We start from the raw sequence: 19,367 nt of genomic DNA, 5'->3' as shown, positions 1-19,367 counted from the left end.
CCCCCATCTCGCCCCCCGTCTGGCCCCCCTTCTGGCCGGATCGCCGGGAGCCGAAAGTGCGAGCCCGAGAACTGGCCCGCGTGGAACGAGTCGCCCGACAGCTCGAGGTGGCCGGCGCCCTCGGCCAGGTGCGCCTCGAAGCGCCGCCTGATCCGAGCTTCCGTGGCTTGATCAGGGCCACCAAACACCCGCATGTAGTCGTGCAGAGGAGACTCCTCGCCGCTCGCCATCCCCACAGACATGGCCTTGGCGACCGGCGCGTGGGCCCCGAACTCGCCCAGCTTGGACGCCACGACGGTCAGCGTGCGCGCGACCGCGGCCGCGTCGAGGTGCAGGAGCTCAGCCACCCGCGCCTGGGTGTGACCCAGCCCGGCGACCAGCACGTACACGAAGCGATGCCGACCCGGCAGATAGGTCAGCAGCTCCTTGACCAACACCGCCGTGACCTGCTTGGGGTTCTCACGATCGGCGGTGTGCTCGTGCAGGTGCGCGAGCTCGTCGAGCTTGCGAGAGTGCCGCTTGCGCTTGGGCGCCCGGCCCTTGGACTTGCTCACCGCGACTTGGTCGAGCCACGCGGGCAGCCCCGAGAGCCAGCCCGCGAGCACGTCCGAGGTCGCCTCGGCGGTCCCACCCGCGGCCAGCTCCGTCAGCTTCTTGTGGAGCTTGACCAGAGCGTCGAGCGCGACCTCCTCGGCGTCGGATGGGCTCGCGAGCAGCGCGTTGGTGGTGCGAAAGATCGACTGCACCAGCTCCGCACCAGCGAGGTCGATGACGCTCTCGGGCGAGTGCGAGCCAGCCGCGACCGCCCGGCTCCGATCAGATTGCCCAGTCCGTTCCATTGGCTCAGAGCGATTCTCGCGTGGTTTCGCGCGGCAGTGTGCGGATATTTCGCCGTTCTTGTTGGGCCTGTCGGCACCCAACAAATTTCATGCGGTGTCGATTCACGACCGCCTCGCGCTCCTGCAAACCATCGTGAATCAGCGTTCGATGGCCAACGACCCCTGAGCCTCGAGTGGGCTGCGAGACGCCTTGGCACCAGGAATTGCGGGGTTGAAGCGCGGCCAGACCTCGGTATGCTGGGCTTCGCTTTTGGTACGCCGTCAACCAGCCAAGCGTGCCCCGCTCGATGTCGAGCGCCGGGCCCGAGTCCACGCTCGTCGCCTGAGCCTGCTCGCGCTCGTGGTTGCTGGCGTGTGGCTGCCGCTGACGGTCGCCGCCGCCCCGCCCGAGCCCGAGGCTGACCCGGCTCGCAGCAGCGACGAGCCCAGCGACGCCAAGCCCACCTGGATCAAGCATCGGATCATCCCCGGCGAGCGAGTCATCGAGATCGCCGCGCGCTATCACGTGAGCGCCGACTCGCTGATCCGCTGGAACAAGCTCGACCCCAAGAACCCGCAGATCTTCGCTGGCCGCACGCTCCGCGTGCTGACCAACTTCGCCCCGCCGCCGCAAAAAAAGATCGAGTACGTCGTCAAGTCGGGCGACACGTGGAACAAGATCGCCAAGGCCCACCGCGTCGACGCCGACACGCTGCGGCTGCGCTGGAACCCCAAGGTGCCGCGCGCGTTCAAGGCCGGCCAGACCCTGGTGATCTGGGTCGAGCCGGTCGTCAAGCAGGCCAAGCCCGGGGCCGCAGCAGGTGGGGACGCCAGCAGCGTCGCGGCCCTGCCTCCGCTGCCGCTGGTCGCGATCCGCTCGGGCTCGATCTCGGTCGGCACGCCCAGCAACGGCAAGATCGTCAACGCGCTGCAGCTGCCCGAGAACAACCAGCTCTACACCCTGCGCCGGCCCGACGAGGCGTTTGGCAGCAGCCACACCCTCGAGCACCTGCAGCTTGCGATCGCCCGCTGGCGGCGGGACTCGGGCTTCACGGGCGCGCTCAAGATCGGGGCGATCAGCAAGCAGGGCGGCGGCAAGCTCAAGCCCCACTCGTCGCACCGCAGCGGCCGTGACGTCGACATTCGCCTGCCGGTCATCAACAACGGCTCGGCCGAGCAGGTCAGCGACGTCGACTGGGACGCGCTGTGGGGCCTGGTCATGGCGCTGGTCGACACTGGCGAAGTCAAGACGATCTACCTGACCACGGATCGCCAAAAGCACCTGCTCGCCGCCGCCAAGCGGGCTGGCGCGGACCAGGCCACGATCGAGCGCGTCTTGCAGTACCCGGAGAAGAGCGGGCACAACAACGGGATCGTCCGCAATCAGTCCGGCCACACCGCTCACATCCACGTGCGCTTCAACTGCGCTTCAAACGAAACCCGCTGCGAAGACAATTGATCATGCGGGCTCCTGGCGCCTCGGCCCGACCGGCATTGCACGGGCTGCTTGGGGCGCTGTTGCTGGGCTCGCTGCTCGGCTGCTGGGAGCAGCGGCCGCCGACGTTGGTCCGCGCGGCGCCCGAGCTCCCAGTCGTGGTCGAGCCGAAGACGGTCGCGGCCCAGCCCGAGCCTGCGCCCGAGCAGCAACCCCCCGAGCGGGCCGAGCAGCTCGAGCTGACCTTTGTCGGGGACGTGGTGCTGGGTCGCTACCTCGAGGCTCGCGGCGAGGAGTTCTTCGCCCCGATGCACGCGCCCGCCGACGATCCCTTCGCCATGGTCGCGCCGCTGCTGGCCGCCGACGTGGTCGTGGGCAACCTCGAGAGCCCCGTGATGTTCGAGGCGCCACCGCAGTCGCCGAGCACCAACAAGTGGCGGTTTGGCAGCTCGGCGGCGTACATCGATCAGCTGGTGCGGGGCGGCTTCACGGTCATGTCGCTCGCCAACAATCACTACTTCGACCTTGGCGTCGAAGGTCAGCTCGAGGGGCCGCAGGTGCTCGCTACGGCCGGGCTGGTGGCGATCGGGCGCTCGCGCACCGAAGACCCGCTGGTGCGCGTCGAGACCCACGAGGTCCGCGGCTGGCGGATCGGCTTCGTCGCGTTCGCGACCTTGCGCAATCACGTTGGCGAGCGCGGCGGTCCGCAGCTGCCGTTTGCCTCGCTCGGGCAGGTGCGCGAGCAATTGCTGCCGATCATCGAGACTGCGCGGGCCGAGCATGACCTGCTGATCGTGGTCGTGCACTGGGGGACCGAGTACGCCAACGACGTGAGCAACTCGAACAAGCTCGCGGCCCGGGCCCTGCTCGAGGGCGGCGCCGACCTGGTGATCGGGCATCACCCCCACGTGCTGCAGGCGATCGAGCGGCACCGCAGCAGCGAGGATCGTGACGGGCTCATCGCCTACTCGCTCGGCAATTTCTTGTTTCCTCGCAACGACCATCGTCCGGGCATGACCGGGGTGCTGCGGGTGCGCTATCGGGACACGGCCGACGCCGCGCGCCCGTGCCTGGAGGAGGCTCGGTTTCACCCTGCGTATATCGTTCGCCTGCCCGGCTGGCACCCCGAGCCCGCCCGGGGCCAGCGAGGCCGGCAGGTGCGTCAGCGACTCGAGGAGCTGTCGGCGTCGCATGGGACCAAGCTCGTGCGGACCGACGAAGCTGACGGTGAGGATCTGCTGGTCACAGGCTTGCGCGCGTGCCCCAGCGCGACGCCGCTATAGTCGAGCTCGGTCAGACCGGCGCGGCGATCTCCTGGACGCCGAGCAGCTGCTCGGCGCACGCACGAATCAGCTCGGCCCGCGCGACGTGGCGCCATCGCGCACGCTGGCGCGACGACGCGCAGCCCCACGCGAGCAGCTCGAGATCCTGCCGTGTGCCCGGGTCTGCCCGATCCTGATCGGGCTGCTGCCCATGCTCTGCGAACGCAGCCTCGACGACGGGCCTGAGCTCGGGCTCAGCCGCGAGCGCCCACGCGACAAACCGCCACGCCAGGGCGGCGTGACGGGCCTCGTCGCTGGCGATCCCGCGCAGCACCCGGGCCACCTGTTCGTCGTTCGCGTGCTCGGCCAGGCAGGCCGCCTCGTGGGCCGCGAGGGTCTCGCCGATGCAGCCTTCGATCACCGTGGCCCGGACCGCGGCAGGCAGGTCTTCGCTCGCCGCCCCGGTGACCGACAGCCCGCCGAACGACAGCGACCTCCCCGCAAAGCGCGAGGCCAGCTGCAGCGCGTCGCGTGCGTGGCGGGCCTCGTCACCCGCGGCCGCGAGCGCGTCCGCGACCAGGCGCGGGGGCGCAGCTTGGCGCTGCAAGAGCGCGACAAACCGGGCGAACGCGGCGATCGACGCATGCTCGCCCCGGGCCATCTCGAGCCAGTGCGCCGCCACGGGTGACGCCGGCGCGGCGCCGTCGACCTGCGCGAGCCGGGCCTGCCCCGCGACCACGAATGGGCGGCCGATCGGCGGCAGCGGCTCGGCAGCGACCACGATGCAGCAAGCGTCGGGGTGCTCGAACACGCCGCAGCTCTCGATCGCGTCGCCCCACCAGCAGGTCTCCATGCCCTCGCACCAGCTGTCGGAGCAGATCTCGTCACAGCTCGCGCCGTCGTCGAGCTCGACGCAGACCTCGTAGTACTCGACGTACAGGTTGGGGTCGAAGGGGCCGAACTCGCAGCTAGGAAACTGCTCGGGGACCTGCTCGGGATCGATCCAGTCCTGCGTGCACTGGGGCTGGGGCTCGGTCTGTATGTCGAGCTTGACGCCGGTCGTGGCGTCGCTCGTGCCCTCGTCCGTGTCTTCGGTCATGCCGTCGCTCGACTCGGCCGAGTCGAGCGTGTCGGCGGTGTCGGCGGTGTCGGCGGTGTCGGCGGTGTCGGCGGTGTTCGACCCGTCAGCCTCGCCGCTGCTGGGATTGGTCGTGACCCCGCCCTCGTCGCCCTCGCTGGGCGAGCTGCTCGAGCAGCCTGCTGCCACCAGTAGCGGAGACACCAGCCCCAGCTGCTTGATGATGCTCCACCGCAGCCGCCGAGCGCAGACCAGCGCGCGCGCATCCACCCCGTCGTGATCCAAGTCCGTATCAGCCATGCCGAGAGACTAGCAGGTCGGAGAAACTCTCGACACGACCCAGAGCACGCCCCTGACGTCCGGGGCCTTTGTCGCCAAAAGCTCGCAGTATGCCCGATACAGCTTCGTTTTGGCTTCGCGGCCGCGAAGCCCAGTGACGCACTCTGGGCCGCGCCGAGAATTTCCCCGGCCTGCTAGCAGGTCGCCGCTCGCCCCCGGGACCAATTCTGTTCGGCCAACGCTTGGGTTATGTTGGGCGCGTGTCGACCGAAGCCCTGGTCTGCCCCTCATGCCGCGCGCCGGGAGCCTCGGGCCCGAACGCAAACGACGAGTACTTCTGCGGCTACTGCGGGACGCAGTTTCGTCGCACGCCCGCCGGCGGCCCGGCGCAGTTCGTCGTCAACGTCACCGCTCCTGCGCAGACCCAGCAAAAGCACACCACCGCGCTGGTGCTTGGGATCGTCGCCGTGCTCGTCGGGGTCGGCCTCGCGGGGTTCGTGTCGTTCAGGACCTCACCCGAGATCGTGGAGCCGTCGTCGTCCGCGGATGTGTCCCGCTCCTCGTCTGGTTCGAGGTCCACGTCCGTGTCGGTTCCGGTGGGTACCAGCGAGCCGGCCAAGCTCGCGACCCGCGACTCGGTCGTCGCGCCCGCGCCCGTCGCCGTCAAACCCGAGCCCGAGGTCTTGCCCAGCGCGAGCTTCGAGTTTCACCGGATCCAGACCGGCTACCAGACCTCGTTCTACGCGCTGGGCGTGGTCACCAACACCTCGCCGTTCGTGATCGACAAGCCCAAGGTCATCGCCGTGCTCCTCGATGACGCCGGCAAGGAGCTCAGCACCGACTTTGGCTACGCCGAGCGTGACGTGCTCGGGCCGGACGAGAGCTCACCGATCAAGATCCTGATCCAAGATCCGCCAGCGCACGCGTCGATCCGCTACGAGGTCGTGCCCCGCAAGGCCAGCTACATCCCCAAGCTGGCCGAGGGGCTGCGCGTCGAGCCCGGCGAGCCGCGGCCCGCGAAGTACGGCGACAACCGCTGGGACCTCGAGGGCAAGGTGTTCAACGACGGCACGCTCGGGGCCAAGTTCGTCGAGATCGAGATCCAGGCGCTCGACAAGGACGGCAAGCTCGTCGGCGTGGGCAGCACCTTCGCCGACGGCGAGGTGCTGACCGCGGGCGGCTCGGCGCGCTACTCGAACAACTTCGCGACCGCCGAGGCGGTCGATCACTTCGAGTTCTCGGTCAGCGGGCGAATCGCAGACTGATTGGCGCGCTAGATCAGCTCACAGCAACACGTGCGCATTCGCAAACCCGGCGCAAACGTAGCATGGCGGCACTCAGAGCCGGGTTTCCGTATTGGCAAAATAGCCGCAATTATGCTACTTGTCGCCCTCGGATGATGATTGAGAATCTCTTAGCAGCGAACGCGAAAGCCGTCTGTCCACACGCCCACGCGCTCCACATCGACCAAGATGACCCCCACGAGCTGATCTTGCAGGTCGCGGGCGCGCCGTCGGTGCACGCGCGTGACGACGTCTACTCCGATCGCATCCGCTGCGATCACCCAGGGAGCCCGGGCGGCGCCTCGCTGGGTCGCTCGCTGCTCGCGGCCGCGGAGCAGCTCGATCGCGGGCGTGTCATCGCGTTCGTGCGCCCAGCCGCCGAGCAGGGGCTCAAGCAGGTCGGGTTCGAACGTGAGGGCCTGATCCCCGGCTTTTACGAGGGCGAGGTCGCGTGCGCCGTCATGGGCGCTTACCCCGACGCCAGCCGCGGGGATCTGGCGCACCCGCGCGAGGTCGCCGAGGTCAAGGCGCTGCTCGCCGCGCACGAGGCCCAGCTCAGCAACCCTGATCCTCGATCTGGCCCTCGATCTGGTCAAGCCGACGCATCCCATCCACGCCCAGCGCGCCCGCGGATCGAGACCCATCGCGCGACCGTCGACGACGCCGCCGCGATCGCGTCGTTGCTCGACGAGACCTTCTCCGCCTACCCCACGCCCTCGGGTGACCCCGAGTACGTCGCCGCCGCGATCGCAGACGGCACCCCGTTTCGCGTGATCGAAGAGCGCGGCCGCGTGGTCGCCTGCGCCAGCGCAGATCTGATCGCCGACGCGCGCACGGCCGAGCTCACCGACTGCGCGACGCGGCCCAGCCACCGCGGCCGCGGGCTCATGCAGAACGTCCTGCTCGATCTCATGGACGACCTCCGGGCGCTCGACTACCCCACCGCGTTCACGCTCGCGCGGGCGCGGGTCCCGGGCGTCAACCTGGCGTTCGCGCGGCTGGGGTTCTCGTTCAACGGGACCATGCGCCAGTCGTGCCGGATCGGTGAGGGCATCGAAGACATGAACATCATGTCGCGGCGCCTGGACTCTCACGCGGGGTAGGGGTGGCCGTGAGCACCCGCGTACGCACTCCCGTGTTTTTCAACGCGCTTCAGCTCGAGTTCAAGCCCCGCTACGAGTGGGCGTTTGGCGAGAAGATCGCTCACCCCGAGACCACCGCCCGCGCAGAGTCGATCTTGACCGCCGTCGCCGAAGCCCACGAGGACTTCGAGCTGCGCGAGCCCAGCAAGATCCCCGCGGGCGCGCTGCGTGGCCTGCATAGCCTGCAGCTGCTCAACCTCTACGCCACCGCCGAGCAGATCCCCGAAGACACGGATTTTTATCCGACCGTGTTTCCCAAGCTCAAGCGCGGCGAAGGTGACCCAAACAACATCCGCCAGGCCGGCGCGTTTTGTTTTGACTCGGGCACCCCGCTCAACGCCAAGACGCTCAGCGCCGCCACGTGGAGCGCCGCGTGTGCCCGCTCGGCCGCGACCTCACTGCGCAAGGGGGCCAAGCTCGCCTACGCGCTCTCGCGGCCGCCCGGCCACCATGCGCAGCGCGATCTGTTTGGTGGGTACTGCTACTTCAACAACTCGGGGGTCGCGGCCAAGGTCCTGCGCCGGGCCGGCCGCGTAGTCGTGCTGGACATCGACTTTCACCACGGCAACGGGACCCAGAGCTTGTTCTTGCGTGACGACAAGGTGCTCACAATCTCCCTGCACGGTGACCCGCGCGAGTATTTTCCGTTCTTCTGCGGGTTCGCGTCCGAGGTCGGCGAGGCGAAGGGGCGCGGGTACAACATGAACCTGGTGCTCGAGTCGAAGATCGACGGGGCGCACTACATCAAGGCGCTCGAGGCCCACGCGGTGCCGGCGATCGAGGCGTTCGAGCCGGATTACTTGGTGCTGGCCGCGGGGCTAGATGCGTATGAGCGGGATCCGATCGGTGATTTCAAGTTGAGCACCGAGGATTTTTTTCGAGTCGGGGAGCGGATTGGGAGCTTGGGGATCCCGGTTGCTGCGATTCAAGAGGGTGGGTACTTCACGGAGCATCTCGGGCGTAACGCGGTGGCGTTGCTGCGCGGGCTCCGGGCCGGGCTGGGGCTCGCGGACTAGTTATGGCCCCCACATGGAGCTTGGCACTTCGCCGACTGCAGCCGCTGGCGCGTCTGGTCGCTTCGCTCCTCGGGGGCGTTTGTTCGCGGGGGCATGTGTGGCCCCCTAGCCTAGCAGGGGCCCTGAACGCACCTTCTGCGGCCGAGGCACTGAACGGATATGTAGGTACAGGACCTTCGGGCAGGGGCACTGAACAAATATCGATGTACAGGACCTTCAGGCAGGGGCACTGAGGCAGGGGCACTGAACAAATAGCGATGTACAGGACCTTCGGGCAGGGGCGCGGTCAGGGAACCGTTGGCTCGACCCCGGCCTTCTGCTCGATCTCGGCCTGAAACGCCTCCGCGGCCCGCTCGCTGGCCGCGCGGCCAGCGTTCAACTGCCTGACCATATCCGAGACCTCGTTCTCAAACCGGTCGCGCGCGGCCTTCTCTTCGGCCTCGACCTGAAACTCCGCGAATTGCTCAACCCGCCGGATCACGTCATCCACGGTCACCCGCTTACTATACTGATCAATAATCTCACGCCTACGCTCGAGCGTGGCCTTGAAGTAATCGTCGGGATACTCGAAGTCCTGCACGTGCGCGCGAATATTATTGGTGATGCTCTCCACATTACGCCCAGACAATTTACTGTCGACGCAGGCCTGCCCGGCCTCGAGCCAGCGCGGGTCGTCCGGGTTCACGAAGCGCCTGACGTCCCGCAGCAAAATATCCCGCATGAGCTTGACGAAGTCCTGCGCCCCGACCGGGCCCGGGACCGTGAAGGGGTTCTGGGCGATGCGCGAGCGCGTGGCCTCGTCCATCTGCATGTAGTTGGCGTCGCAGATCATGAACCACTTGCCGTCCTTGGGGATCAGCGTGCCGTCAAAGATCCCAAACACGGCGCCGAGGTTGTTCTTCTCTTCCATGCGCAGATCACCGCTGCCGCGGCTCGCAAACGCAGTGTCGATATCCGGCCAATACACCCCGACCACCCCGTCGAATCCGTAGATCTCCTCTTTGAAGATCTTGACCAGCTGATTGGCGCTTGCGTTCTGATACGCGCTGGCCCAGTCGGTTCGGCGGATGACCTTGAAGCGGGCCGGAATGTCGCGCTCGCGGCAATAGTCCAAGAAGTAGTTGCCGATCGCGTGCGCGGTGATGGTCTTGCCGCAGCCTGGCCGCCCAAGCCCGAACAACACCGGGTTGAGCCGCTTGGGGCTGGTCCCCGCCTCGAGGTCGAACGCAGCCACGTCACGGGCGAGCTTCAGCCCGGCCTGCACGTACTCCTCGTTGCCGACGATGTCTTCGACGCGCACGGGGCTGAGATCCGTGACGGGGTCCATGGCAGCCCGCGAGTAGAACCCCTCATAGCGCAGCTCCCCAACGGTCACCTTGCGCTTGGCCAGCGCGATCCCAAACGGGCGCAGCCGCCCGAGGTGGGTCAGGCGCTGCACGGCCCCGTGCAGCTGCCCCGCGAACGCCAGCAGCGTGGTCACGATCCACCCCTCGCGGGCCTCGAGCTTGGGATCCGCCGCCTCGGGCTTTTGCTGGGCCTGGGTCTGCAGATAGTTGGTCGCCATCTTGGCCAGGCGCGGGAGCAGATCCCCGACCGTGACCTCGAGCAGATCCTCGAGCCCGTCGGCCTCCAGGTCACTCTCGATCCGCGGGCTGGGGGCCAAGGGCACCAAGCCAAGCCGCAGCTTGTCGAGCAGCACCGTGGTCGTGAACGCGCCAATGAACAGCCGCTGATCCCGAGTGGGCTCGGGGATCGCGAGCGAGCCGGTCTGCGCGATGTCCTCCATCAGCGCGCCCTGGATCGCCTGCCCGGCCTGCTGCGCGACGTCGAACGCGTCGACGACCGCGTCGAGGGTCTGCAGGCTCAACACGGTGTGCCCAAACGGCGCCTTGACGACCTTGTGGATCGCGGACGGCAGCTTGCTGTCGCTCAGCAGCCGGCGCGCGCCCGGCCGGTCGTAGCCGCCGGGCAACGGCTCGATCGTGATCGGGGTGGGAGACTGGAGCGGGGCGTCGGACCGGGCGTCGGACATGCGCGCGAGTGTACTGGACCTGCGCCGCGAGTGGGGCCTGTGATCAGCCCCGCCCGATCTGCCTTGCGGGCGCGTCACCCACGGGGCTACCGTCCCTACATGCTGGTTTGGCCGTCTCGCTCACTTGGAGTCTCCTGCGTCTCGCTCGCGCTCATGTCGGCCTGCGGCAGCGGGTCATCCGCGGACTCGACCACGGCCGTCGACACGGGCGTGACCACCCTCGACAGCACCGGCTCCGCCAGCGGCGACGGGGACGGCGACACCAACTCCGGCGACGGCGACGGCGATCCAGGCGACGGCGACGGCGATCCCAGCGACACCGACGGACCCAAGTTCGATCTCAACGAGATCCCCGACAACGACGACACCCCGCCCGGCCCCACCTGCGAGGTCGTCGACGACATGGACGCGGTCGGCGACTGCGAGGAGTCGGCCCCGCCCGACGCGTTCGAGCCCGACGTGCAGTGGGCGTTCATGGGCATGGACGGCGAGACCCAGTCGATGACCACCGCCCTCGTCGCGAACCTGACCGACGACAACGACGACGGCTCGATCGACCTTTGCGACGTACCCGAGGTCATCGTCGGGTTGTTCGCCACCTATGGGCAGTGGAACGGACATCTGTATGCGCTCGATGGCGAGACCGGGGCGGTCGTGTGGCAGAGCGCCGTGCTGGTCGACACCACCGTGACCCCGGCGATCGGCGACATCGACAACGACGGGGTCTCCGAGATCGTCGCGGTCAACGCGGCCCACCAGCTGATCGCGCTCGAGAACGACGGCAGCCTGGCGTGGCAGAGCAACGTGGTCTGGAACACGGTCTACGGCTCGCTCGCGCTGGCCGACGTCGACAACGACGGAACCCCCGAGATCATCGCTGGCAACCGCGTGCATCACATCGACGGCAGCGTCGAGGCGACCATGCCGATCGCCGATCCCAACTACTCGGCCACGACCGCGGCCGACCTCGACGGGGACGGCGACCTCGAGATCGTGATGGGCCACGCCGCCTACCACCACGACGGCGCGGTGCTGTGGACCACCAACCTGGGCGACGGCTACCCGCAGGTGGGGGATCTCGACGGCGACGGCCAGCCCGAGGTGCTGCTGACCAACGCCAACGGCCTGTCGGTGATCGAGCACGACGGCACGATCAAGTACATGAACCTCACGCCAACGGGCGACCCCGTCGGCGGCAACGTGTGGCGGCGGCCCGCGACGATCCACGACTTCGACGGCGACGGGCAGCCCGAGTACGCGGTCTCGTCACAAAACCACTACGCCGTGTACGAGGGCGACGGGTCGATCTTGTGGCAGGCCAACGTGCTCGACTCCAGCGGGATCGCGGCCGGTACCGCGTTCGACTTTGACGGCGACAGCATCGCCGAGGCGATGTACGCCGACGAGACCAACCTGTACGTGTACGACGGCAGCGGCAACGCGCTGCTGCAGGTCCCGCGCAGCAGCGGCACGATCGTGGAGTATCCCGTGGTCGCCGACGTCGACAACGACGGCTCGGCGGAGATCGTGGTGGTCTCGAACGTCAGCTGGCAGGGCAACCAGACCGCGCCCGCCGTGCAGGTTGTTCGTGATGTCCAAGATCGCTGGATTCAGGCCCGGCGGATCTACAATCAGCACACCTACCACGTGACAAATGTGCGGGAAGACGGGACGATCCCGCAATTCGAGCAGCCGCACTGGGAGAAGCTCAACACGTTTCGGACCAACGCGCAGATCGAGGGGGGCGGCGTGTGTCAGCCGCCGCCGCAGGGCTGAGCTGACACCACACGCGTTGGCTGGCTCACGTGAGGCGGCGCGGTTTCACACACAACGTTAGATCGTTGTTTGTCGTGATCCGCAGCCAATGGCCAGCAGCGGGCCACTTGTAAACAAAATTGCATCATGCGAGTGGTGCGCATGCTTTACCGCGCGTTTCCGCTCCCACTCGCTCTCCTGCTCACATTCGGATGCGATGGGGAAGAAAAATACGATTCACTCCGGTCCCACCACAACGGTCACGGCCACGCTCACGGCCACCAGCACGGCCACGGCCACCAGCACGGCCACGGCAACGGCCACGGTCACGGCCACTGTGACGAGCTCGACATCAGCGAGCTGTTGACTGACTACAACCCGCAGACCAACCCTTACGCCGCCGCTGACATGTGGCTCGCTGGGCCCGACGCTGCCGACGACTTCGTGGCCTCGGTCAACCTCGACACGACGGTCATCCACCCGGATATGTCGGTCGAGATCGTTCATTCGATCCGGCCCGAGGATCCCGAGCTCGACGTCTTCTTTGTCCATCCCACGGTCGAGCTCGACGCGTTTGCGCCGGGTAACGACGACCTCTCGGATCTCACCAACATCAAGCAATTCACGACCGAGACCGCGGCCCGGTTCTCGACGATCGGCCGTGTCATCGCGCCGCTGTATCACTCGGCCAACGCGGTGGTGTTCGTGCCCGAGCTGCGCGCGATCCGAGACATCTACCTGGAGATCGCCTATCAGGACGTGGAGGACGCGTTTGTCCACTACCTGGCCAACCACTGGAACGGGCGCAAGCTCGTGATCCTGGGCTACTCGCAGGGCGGGATCCTGACCCGGATGCTGTTCGAGCGGCTGATCCAGGACAACCCTGCCCTGCTCAGCCGCCTGGTCGCGGTCATGCCGATCGGCGCGGACATTCAGGCCAATTCGTTCGAGTTCATTCCCGCTTGCGAGGACTCGGATCAGACGGCCTGCTACATCACGTTCAACAGCTATCTGCGGGGCAATGGACCGATCGACGAGCCGCCCACGACCTTCGGGGAGTGGGTCGGACACGAGACCACCGCCTGCACCAGCATCGCCGATGAGATGGAGGGTGAGGTCTACGCCATGTCCTACTTCAAGGTGCCCGAGACCCTCAACGAGCAGCTGTTCAGCGCGCTGGCGCCGATCCCCATGACGGTCTCGACCCCGTTCATCGCGTTCCCACAATTCTACGCGGCCAACTGCGTCGACGATGACGGGGTGTATCTCGAGATCAGCCACGCGAGCGAGGACGAGCAGCGCTGGACCCCGATCGCATATGACAACCCGTTCCTCTCGACCGCGCCGCCGTTTGGATCTGGGCTGCACCAGTACGACTTTGCGCTGGCGATGGGCGACCTGCTCACCGGGACCCAGGCGCGGGCCGCAGAGCTCGACGATGAGTCGGCGTACTGCGTGGTGCAGTAGCGTGATTAGGCGTAGGCGGGTTGGGTTAGATCATCGCGGCGGGTGGCGATTGCCCGGCGGCGGACCCAGGCCCGCCGGGCCGGCAAGCCGTGAGCTTCGAGCCCCGGAATGATCACCGCCTCCACGCACGCGTAGAACAGCTCGCGCGCGGCTGCCCCATTGCACAGCCCAAACGCCTCGCCGCCAGCCGGGAACGCGAAGCCAGCCGGCAAATGGGCGAGCTCGTGCCGCTCGAGCTCGGCGAACGCGACCTCGAGGTAGTCGCCAAGCCGGTCGAGCGACCCCGCGTCTGCGTCGGCGAGCAGGCGCGGGAGCAGCCGCCAGCCGAAGTTTGCGTGGCCACACTCGTCGGCGGATCGGGCTCGGCGATCACCGCTGGCGCGGCTCCGTCGTCAATTTCATCGCGCGAGTCCGGCTCGGGGCTGGTGCTGGGCTCCGACCGACAGCCCGGACTTGCCAGCAACGCCGCGCAGCAGGAGATTCGAGCGGTGGCGGCCAAGGCTTCGTGAAGGTCGCGCGCTTCATCGGGGGGGGGGAGCGGCCTCGACCGCGGCCAAGCGTACACCGCCCGGCAACCCGCCGCAATCAAGCTCGAGACGCGGCGGCCGTAGGATGCCGCCGCTACGAACTATACCATCTTGCAGTACCTGTAGCGTTTATTGTCGCAGTAGCTGCCGCCGCACTCCATCCCCTTGATGTAGTGACCGGTGGCGGCCATGAACGCGGACTGCTCCTCGGAGTACCAGCCCGACCAGTAGCAGTTGCCGGTATTCGAGCCCAGGAACTTGGTGCAGCGCAGGCTCAGATCATCGCAGTAGCTACCCGAGCAGTCGACACCCGTCATCCACTCGTCGTTTCCCCAGCAGTGGCCTTCGTCGTCGTAGCCCGACCCCTCCTCGGAGAAGTACGAGGTCCAGTAGCTCGACCCGACCGACGTGCCGCCCACTTGCTCACAGTACGGGCTCACGTTGTCGCAGTATGAGCCGGTGCAGTCGAACCCGCGAACGGCGTTGGAATTGGGGCAAATGAGCGACGGATACTCCTCTGACGTATAGCCGATCCAGCCTCGAAAGCTGTCCGCGCTGTTCGCTCCGTCACCGGGGTCGGCGTCGGTTGCGATGGCGGCGTAGTCGTCGGTGCTGATGTCTGCCTCGGTGTCGCATCCAGCGGTAGCCAGCGCCAAGCCGCCGAACATGATGCACAAGAGCGCTTTCCTTTTGTTTCGTGTGTCGTACATGACCTCGTCCCTTTCGAGCGTGGATATTCGTCATTTTCATCTTCAATTATTATGCGTTTCGGGTGAGCGGGAACCCGCGATCGTCGGAAGGAAATGCGCCGCGATCGCCGAGCTCGACCGCGCGGGCCCGCGAATGGATGCAACTCATGGTGTCGCGCCTCAGCGTGGACCCGCGCGGTGTCACACAATACAAATCCGCGGCGCGGACGACGAGCGGAGCTCGGATCGTCGACCACGGCGACAGGATCTGCGGGCATCATCTGGGTCCGGGGCCCCTGCGCTGAGGCAACTCGTCCGCTCGCCGCTCCACTCGGCGAGCAAGCGATCGTCGATCTCGACGCGGCCGAGACCCAGTCCGGACGCGTCGGCCCAGACGCGGTCGGCCGCGAGAGGGTCCGCGCGCACCACGAGGCCTGCTCGTTGCCGCCGCTCGGGCAGCGACTACGGCGCGACGGCATGGATCTCGAGCCAATGCTGCGCTGCGCCGGGCGCATCGTGCAGCTGTGAGCGCAAGCCCGCGATTGAAGCTCACAGGGCCCTGTTCAGCGCCCCCTCGATCGGTAATATTCCGGCTTCCACGCCCATCCGGGCCCGACTGAGAGCGCGAAGATGTCCGAGACCCCAACCATCATCTACACCAAGACCGACGAGGCGCCGGCGCTGGCGACCTATTCCTTCTTGCCGATCGTCCAGGCCTTCGCCGGCTCCGCGGGTGTCGTGGTCGACAGCCGCGACATCTCGCTCGCGGCGCGCATCCTCGCGGCGTTCCCCGACAAGCTCACCGATGCCCAGCGCAGCGAGTGCCATGACGCGCTCGCCGAGCTCGGCGAGCTCGCGAAGACCCCCGCCGCGAACATCATCAAGCTGCCAAACATCAGCGCCTCAGTCCCGCAGCTCAAGGCCGCGATCGCCGAGCTGCAAGCGCACGGCTATGCGCTCCCCAACTATCCAGAGGAGCCGACCACCGCCGAGCAGCGCGACGTCCAGGCCCGCTACGACAAGATCAAGGGCAGCGCGGTCAATCCCGTGCTGCGCGAGGGCAACTCCGATCGCCGGGCTCCCGCGGCGGTCAAGGCCTACGCCCGCAACAACCCCCACTCGATGGGCGCGTGGTCGGCCGACTCCAAGACCCGGGTTGCGACAATGGCCAGCGGCGACTTTCGTGCCAACGAGAAGTCCCTGACCGTGGCGGCCCCAACCAGCGTGCGGATCGAGCATGTCACGGCCAACGGGACCACGACGGTGCTCGAGCGCGATCTCGGCCTGCTCGCGGGCGAGGTCCTCGACGCCACGGTGCTGCGCAAGGCCGAGCTGATCGGCTTTCTGTCCGAGCAAGTCGCCAACGCCAAGCGCGAGGGCGTGCTGTTCTCGCTGCACATGAAGGCCACGATGATGAAGGTCTCGGATCCGATCATCTTCGGTCACGCGGTGCGGGTGTTCTTCGCCGGCCTGTTCGAGAAGCACGGCGCCACCTTCGACAAGCTGGGCGTCGACGTGAACAACGGCTTCGGCGATCTCGAGTCCAAGCTCGCGCAGCTGCCCGAGGCCGAGCGCGCGCAGATCCAGGCCGACATCGAGGCCGCGCTCGAGGCCGGCCCCGGCCTCGCGATGGTCGACTCCGACAAGGGCATCACCAACCTGCACGTGCCCAGCGACGTGATCGTCGACGCGTCGATGCCAGCCATGATCCGCAGCTCGGGCAAGATGTGGAACGCCGCGGGCAAGCTGCAAGACACCATCGCGGTGCTCCCCGACAGCAGCTACGCGGGCATCTACCAGGTCGTCATCGACTTTTGTAAGCAGCACGGCGCGTTCGATCCGCGGACCATGGGCAGCGTGGCCAACGTGGGTCTGATGGCCCAGAAGGCCGAGGAGTACGGCTCGCACGACAAGACCTTCGAGATCGAGGCGGCCGGCAGCGTCCGGATCGTCGACGCGGCTGGGACCACGCTGCTCGAGCACGCCGTCGAGCCAGGCGACATCTGGCGCGCGTGCCAGGCCAAGGACGCCGCCGTGCGCGACTGGGTTCAGCTCGCGGTCCGGCGCGCCCGCGCGACCGGGGTCCCCGCGGTGTTCTGGCTCGACAAAGATCGTGCCCACGACGCGCAGATCATCGCCAAGGTCAACGCGTGCCTGGCCGAGCTCGACACCGAGGGCCTCGAGCTCCCGATCATGTCCCCGGTCGAGGCCACTCAGTTCTCGCTCGAGCGGATCAAGGCCGGCAAGGACACGATCTCGGTCACCGGCAACGTGCTGCGGGACTACCTGACGGATCTGTTCCCGATCCTCGAGCTTGGCACCAGCGCCAAGATGCTCTCGATCGTCCCACTCATGGCCGGCGGCGGGCTGTTCGAGACCGGCGCGGGCGGGTCGGCGCCCAAGCACGTGCAGCAGTTCGAGTCCGAGGGCCACCTGCGCTGGGACTCGCTCGGTGAGTTCCTGGCCCTGGCTGTCTCGCTCGAGCACCTCGCCGAGCGCTACGAGCTGCCCCAGGCCAACCTGCTCGGGACAGCGCTCGACGCCGCGACCACCCAGTACCTGCTGCAAGACAAGTCGCCGTCGCGCAAGGTCAACGAGCTCGACAACCGCGGCAGCCACTTCTACCTGGCCATGTTCTGGGCCCAGGCACTCGCCGCGCAGACCGGCGACGCTGCGCTCGCGGGGCGGTTTGCCAAGGTCGCCGAGGCGCTGAGCAGCAACGAAGCGAAGATCGTCGCCGAGCTCAACGCAGCCCAGGGCGCCTCCGTGGATCTGGGCGGGTACTACCAGCCCAACGAGGCGCTGGCCGCCAAGGCCATGCGACCCAGCGCGACCTTCAACGAGATCATCGCGGCGGTCTAGAACGCCGAGCAGCCCGGCACCGCGCGAGCCCTGGGGGTGCTTGCGTCGGTGTACCCAGGCGAGGACGACTTCACCACGATCGCTCAGGAGTCATGGCGATTCTGGGCCGTGCAGGCCCAGTCGGGCGTCGTCTGCAACCCCGATCCCGAGACCTCGTGGGCGATCCAGCGGGCGGGCTGAGTCGGCGTCAGCCGGCTTACGCCGCAGGGCGAGCGGGCCCGATCCGGTCAAACCCGCACAGCGGCCGCAGGACCTCCGGAACCACCACGCTGCCGTCGGCCTGTTGATAGTTCTCGAGCACCGCGACCAACGCCCGACTGGTCGCGACCGCGGTGCCGTTGAGCATGTGGACCATGCGTGGCTTTTGCTTCTTGCCGTCGACCGGCTCGGGCCGATAACGGATCTTGAGCCGCCGGGCCTGGTAGTCGGTGCAGTTGCTGGTGCTGGTGATCTCGCCCCAGTCGCCGCGGCCGGGCATCCACGCCTCGAGGTCGAACTTGCGGTAGGCCGGCCCGCCCAGATCGCCGCTGGCGATGTCGATGACCCGGTAGGGCAGCCCCAGGCTCTGGAAGATCTCTTCTTCGATGTCGCGCAGGCGCGCGTGCATGGCCTCGCTGATCTCGAGCTCGCCGGCCGTGAACGCGAACAGCTCGACCTTGGTGAACTGATGCACGCGATACAGCCCCCGCGACTCCTGCCCGTGCGAGCCGGCCTCGGTCCGAAAGCAGTGCGAGAGTCCGGCGACCAGCAGCGGCAGCCGCTCGGCGTCGAGGATCTCGTCGGCCAGCATCCCGCCCAGCGTGATCTCGGCGGTGCCGACCAGGCACAGATCCGAGTTGGCGATGCTGTAGACCTGGGTCGACTCGCCGCGTGGGTTGAACCCGAGGCCATCGAGGATCTCGACCCGCGCGAGGTCGGGGGTCGTGTGTAGCTTGAAGCCATGCTTGCGCGCGACCTCGAGCGCGTGCCGCTGCAGCGCCATGTCGAGCAGCACGGCCTCATTGACCAGGTAGTAGAATTTTTGCCCGACGACCTTGGCCCCGGACGCGAAGTCGACCAGATCCAGCGCCTCGGCCAGCTCGAGGTGGTCTTTGGGCACGAAGCCCTCGGCCGCGAAGTCGCGCCGCTGCCCCCACTGATGTAGCTCGGCGTGGTCGGCGTCGCGGTGGCCCCGAGGGGTGTCGGGGTGGGTCAGGTTGGGGACCAGCGACCAGGCTTCGTCGCGGGCACGCAACGCCGCGTCGGTGTCGTCGCGCAGCTGCTTCTCCCGGTCTCGCATCGCGCGACCGGCCTCGATCAGCGGCGCGCGGGCGGCCGCCTGCTGATCCTTGGGCAGCTTGGCGACGGCCTTGGTCGCCGCGGAATTCTCGTTTTGCTCGCGGCGCAGATCCTCGGCGGCGCTGAGCAGATCCCGGTAGCGCTCGTCGAGGCTGGCGAGCCGCGCGATCGTCTGCGCGGCCCAGTCGGACTCGGGCGTGTCAACGAGATCAGCGAACACGCGCGTGCCACGATCGCGCAGGTTCTGAGCGATGCGCTCGGGGTCGTCGCGCAGCAGCTTGATGTCGAGCATGGGGAAGCCGTCAAAGCCCAGCGCCGACGGGGTGTCAAGTGTGGGTCGCCTCCGGCCTTCACCGCCCACGTCCCGCACCCGTCCCGCACCCGCTCGCGAGGGCTCAGCGTCCGTCCAGGTGCCCCGGCGCGATGATTTTTTGGTCGGCGCGG

At 67.6% G+C, this 19,367-nt stretch carries 17 protein-coding genes; 11 read left to right on the top strand and 6 right to left on the bottom strand.

Translation table 11 applies throughout. The features are described from left to right. Positions 1 to 839: RNA polymerase sigma factor (locus ENSA7_RS03075; protein ID WP_146157271.1), on the bottom strand; the 839-nt coding region annotated here is incomplete at its 3' end. Between the two features lie 250 nt (positions 840 to 1,089). Between ENSA7_RS03075 and ENSA7_RS03070 the strand changes: the two genes are divergently transcribed. Both ENSA7_RS03070 and ENSA7_RS03065 read left to right on the top strand, forming a co-directional pair. Beyond that, entirely contained in the window at positions 1,090 to 2,277 is a 1,188-nt protein-coding gene (locus ENSA7_RS03070; RefSeq protein WP_146157270.1) for a penicillin-insensitive murein endopeptidase, read from the top strand. 2 nt (positions 2,278 to 2,279) lie between these two features. Then, a complete protein-coding gene (locus tag ENSA7_RS03065; RefSeq protein ID WP_106087692.1) occupies positions 2,280 to 3,536 on the top strand; it encodes a CapA family protein in 1,257 nt (418 codons plus the stop codon). Positions 3,537 to 3,546: 10 nt separating this feature from the next. On the opposite strand, the gene ENSA7_RS42005 is transcribed toward ENSA7_RS03065, so the two are convergent. Further along, positions 3,547 to 4,893, bottom strand: coding sequence for a ferritin-like domain-containing protein (locus ENSA7_RS42005; RefSeq protein WP_146157269.1), 1,347 nt, complete (start codon positions 4,891 to 4,893; stop codon positions 3,547 to 3,549). Between the two features lie 239 nt (positions 4,894 to 5,132). Here ENSA7_RS42005 and ENSA7_RS03050 point away from each other — a divergent pair, with 239 nt between their 5' ends. From ENSA7_RS03050 to ENSA7_RS03040, 3 genes are all read left to right on the top strand, one after another. Continuing rightward, on the top strand, positions 5,133 to 6,137 hold the full coding sequence (locus ENSA7_RS03050) for a hypothetical protein (RefSeq protein WP_106087689.1): 1,005 nt from the start codon (positions 5,133 to 5,135) through the stop codon (positions 6,135 to 6,137). Between the two features lie 134 nt (positions 6,138 to 6,271). Beyond that, a complete protein-coding gene (locus ENSA7_RS03045) occupies positions 6,272 to 7,258 on the top strand; it encodes a GNAT family N-acetyltransferase (RefSeq protein ID WP_146157268.1) in 987 nt (328 codons plus the stop codon). Positions 7,259 to 7,266: 8 nt separating this feature from the next. Further along, entirely contained in the window at positions 7,267 to 8,313 is a 1,047-nt protein-coding gene (locus ENSA7_RS03040; protein WP_181233033.1) for a histone deacetylase family protein, read from the top strand. A 286-nt stretch (positions 8,314 to 8,599) separates the two neighbouring features. Here ENSA7_RS03040 and ENSA7_RS03035 read toward each other — a convergent pair whose 3' ends face one another. Beyond that, the gene (locus ENSA7_RS03035; protein ID WP_106087686.1) at positions 8,600 to 10,345 is read right to left on the bottom strand and encodes an AAA family ATPase; all 1,746 of its coding nucleotides are present in this window, start codon (positions 10,343 to 10,345) and stop codon (positions 8,600 to 8,602) included. 99 nt (positions 10,346 to 10,444) lie between these two features. Between ENSA7_RS03035 and ENSA7_RS03030 the strand changes: the two genes are divergently transcribed. Both ENSA7_RS03030 and ENSA7_RS03020 read left to right on the top strand, forming a co-directional pair. Beyond that, a complete protein-coding gene (locus ENSA7_RS03030; protein WP_146157267.1) occupies positions 10,445 to 12,121 on the top strand; it encodes an FG-GAP-like repeat-containing protein in 1,677 nt (558 codons plus the stop codon). Between the two features lie 141 nt (positions 12,122 to 12,262). Further along, positions 12,263 to 13,567, top strand: coding sequence for a DUF3089 domain-containing protein (locus tag ENSA7_RS03020; protein ID WP_244923695.1), 1,305 nt, complete (start codon positions 12,263 to 12,265; stop codon positions 13,565 to 13,567). A gap of 5 nt (positions 13,568 to 13,572) precedes the next feature. Here the strand turns inward: ENSA7_RS03020 and ENSA7_RS03015 are convergent, their stop codons facing one another. Beyond that, on the bottom strand, positions 13,573 to 13,779 hold the full coding sequence (locus tag ENSA7_RS03015; protein WP_106087683.1) for a hypothetical protein: 207 nt from the start codon (positions 13,777 to 13,779) through the stop codon (positions 13,573 to 13,575). Between ENSA7_RS03015 and ENSA7_RS03010 the strand changes: the two genes are divergently transcribed. Further along, the gene (locus tag ENSA7_RS03010; RefSeq protein ID WP_106087682.1) at positions 13,780 to 14,076 is read left to right on the top strand and encodes a hypothetical protein; all 297 of its coding nucleotides are present in this window, start codon (positions 13,780 to 13,782) and stop codon (positions 14,074 to 14,076) included. A 119-nt stretch (positions 14,077 to 14,195) separates the two neighbouring features. Here the strand turns inward: ENSA7_RS03010 and ENSA7_RS03005 are convergent, their stop codons facing one another. Next, complete coding sequence (locus ENSA7_RS03005) at positions 14,196 to 14,804, bottom strand: hypothetical protein (RefSeq protein WP_106087681.1); 609 nt, start codon at positions 14,802 to 14,804, stop codon at positions 14,196 to 14,198. A 177-nt stretch (positions 14,805 to 14,981) separates the two neighbouring features. On the opposite strand from ENSA7_RS03005, the gene ENSA7_RS03000 reads away from it, so the two are divergent. The 3 genes from ENSA7_RS03000 to ENSA7_RS43085 all read left to right on the top strand — a co-directional run bounded on the left by ENSA7_RS03000 (position 14,982) and on the right by ENSA7_RS43085 (position 17,825). After that, complete coding sequence (locus ENSA7_RS03000) at positions 14,982 to 15,311, top strand: hypothetical protein (protein WP_106087680.1); 330 nt, start codon at positions 14,982 to 14,984, stop codon at positions 15,309 to 15,311. 102 nt (positions 15,312 to 15,413) lie between these two features. Next, positions 15,414 to 17,645: an NADP-dependent isocitrate dehydrogenase gene (locus ENSA7_RS02995; protein ID WP_106087679.1), complete on the top strand. Its 2,232-nt coding sequence runs from the start codon at positions 15,414 to 15,416 to the stop codon at positions 17,643 to 17,645. Positions 17,646 to 17,681: 36 nt separating this feature from the next. After that, the gene (locus ENSA7_RS43085) at positions 17,682 to 17,825 is read left to right on the top strand and encodes a hypothetical protein (protein ID WP_181233031.1); all 144 of its coding nucleotides are present in this window, start codon (positions 17,682 to 17,684) and stop codon (positions 17,823 to 17,825) included. A 16-nt stretch (positions 17,826 to 17,841) separates the two neighbouring features. Here the strand turns inward: ENSA7_RS43085 and serS are convergent, their stop codons facing one another. Then, positions 17,842 to 19,215 (bottom strand): serine--tRNA ligase, encoded by a 1,374-nt coding sequence (gene serS / locus ENSA7_RS02990; protein ID WP_106087678.1) that lies wholly within the window; start codon positions 19,213 to 19,215, stop codon positions 17,842 to 17,844. Positions 19,216 to 19,367 lie beyond the last annotated feature (152 nt).

The sequence above is a fragment of the Enhygromyxa salina genome, assembly GCF_002994635.1.
GTDB lineage: Bacteria > Myxococcota_A > Polyangia > Nannocystales > Nannocystaceae > Plesiocystis > Plesiocystis salina_B.
Note: the sequence above shows the minus strand (reverse complement) of the source record. Positions and strands in the feature narration are given on the sequence as shown.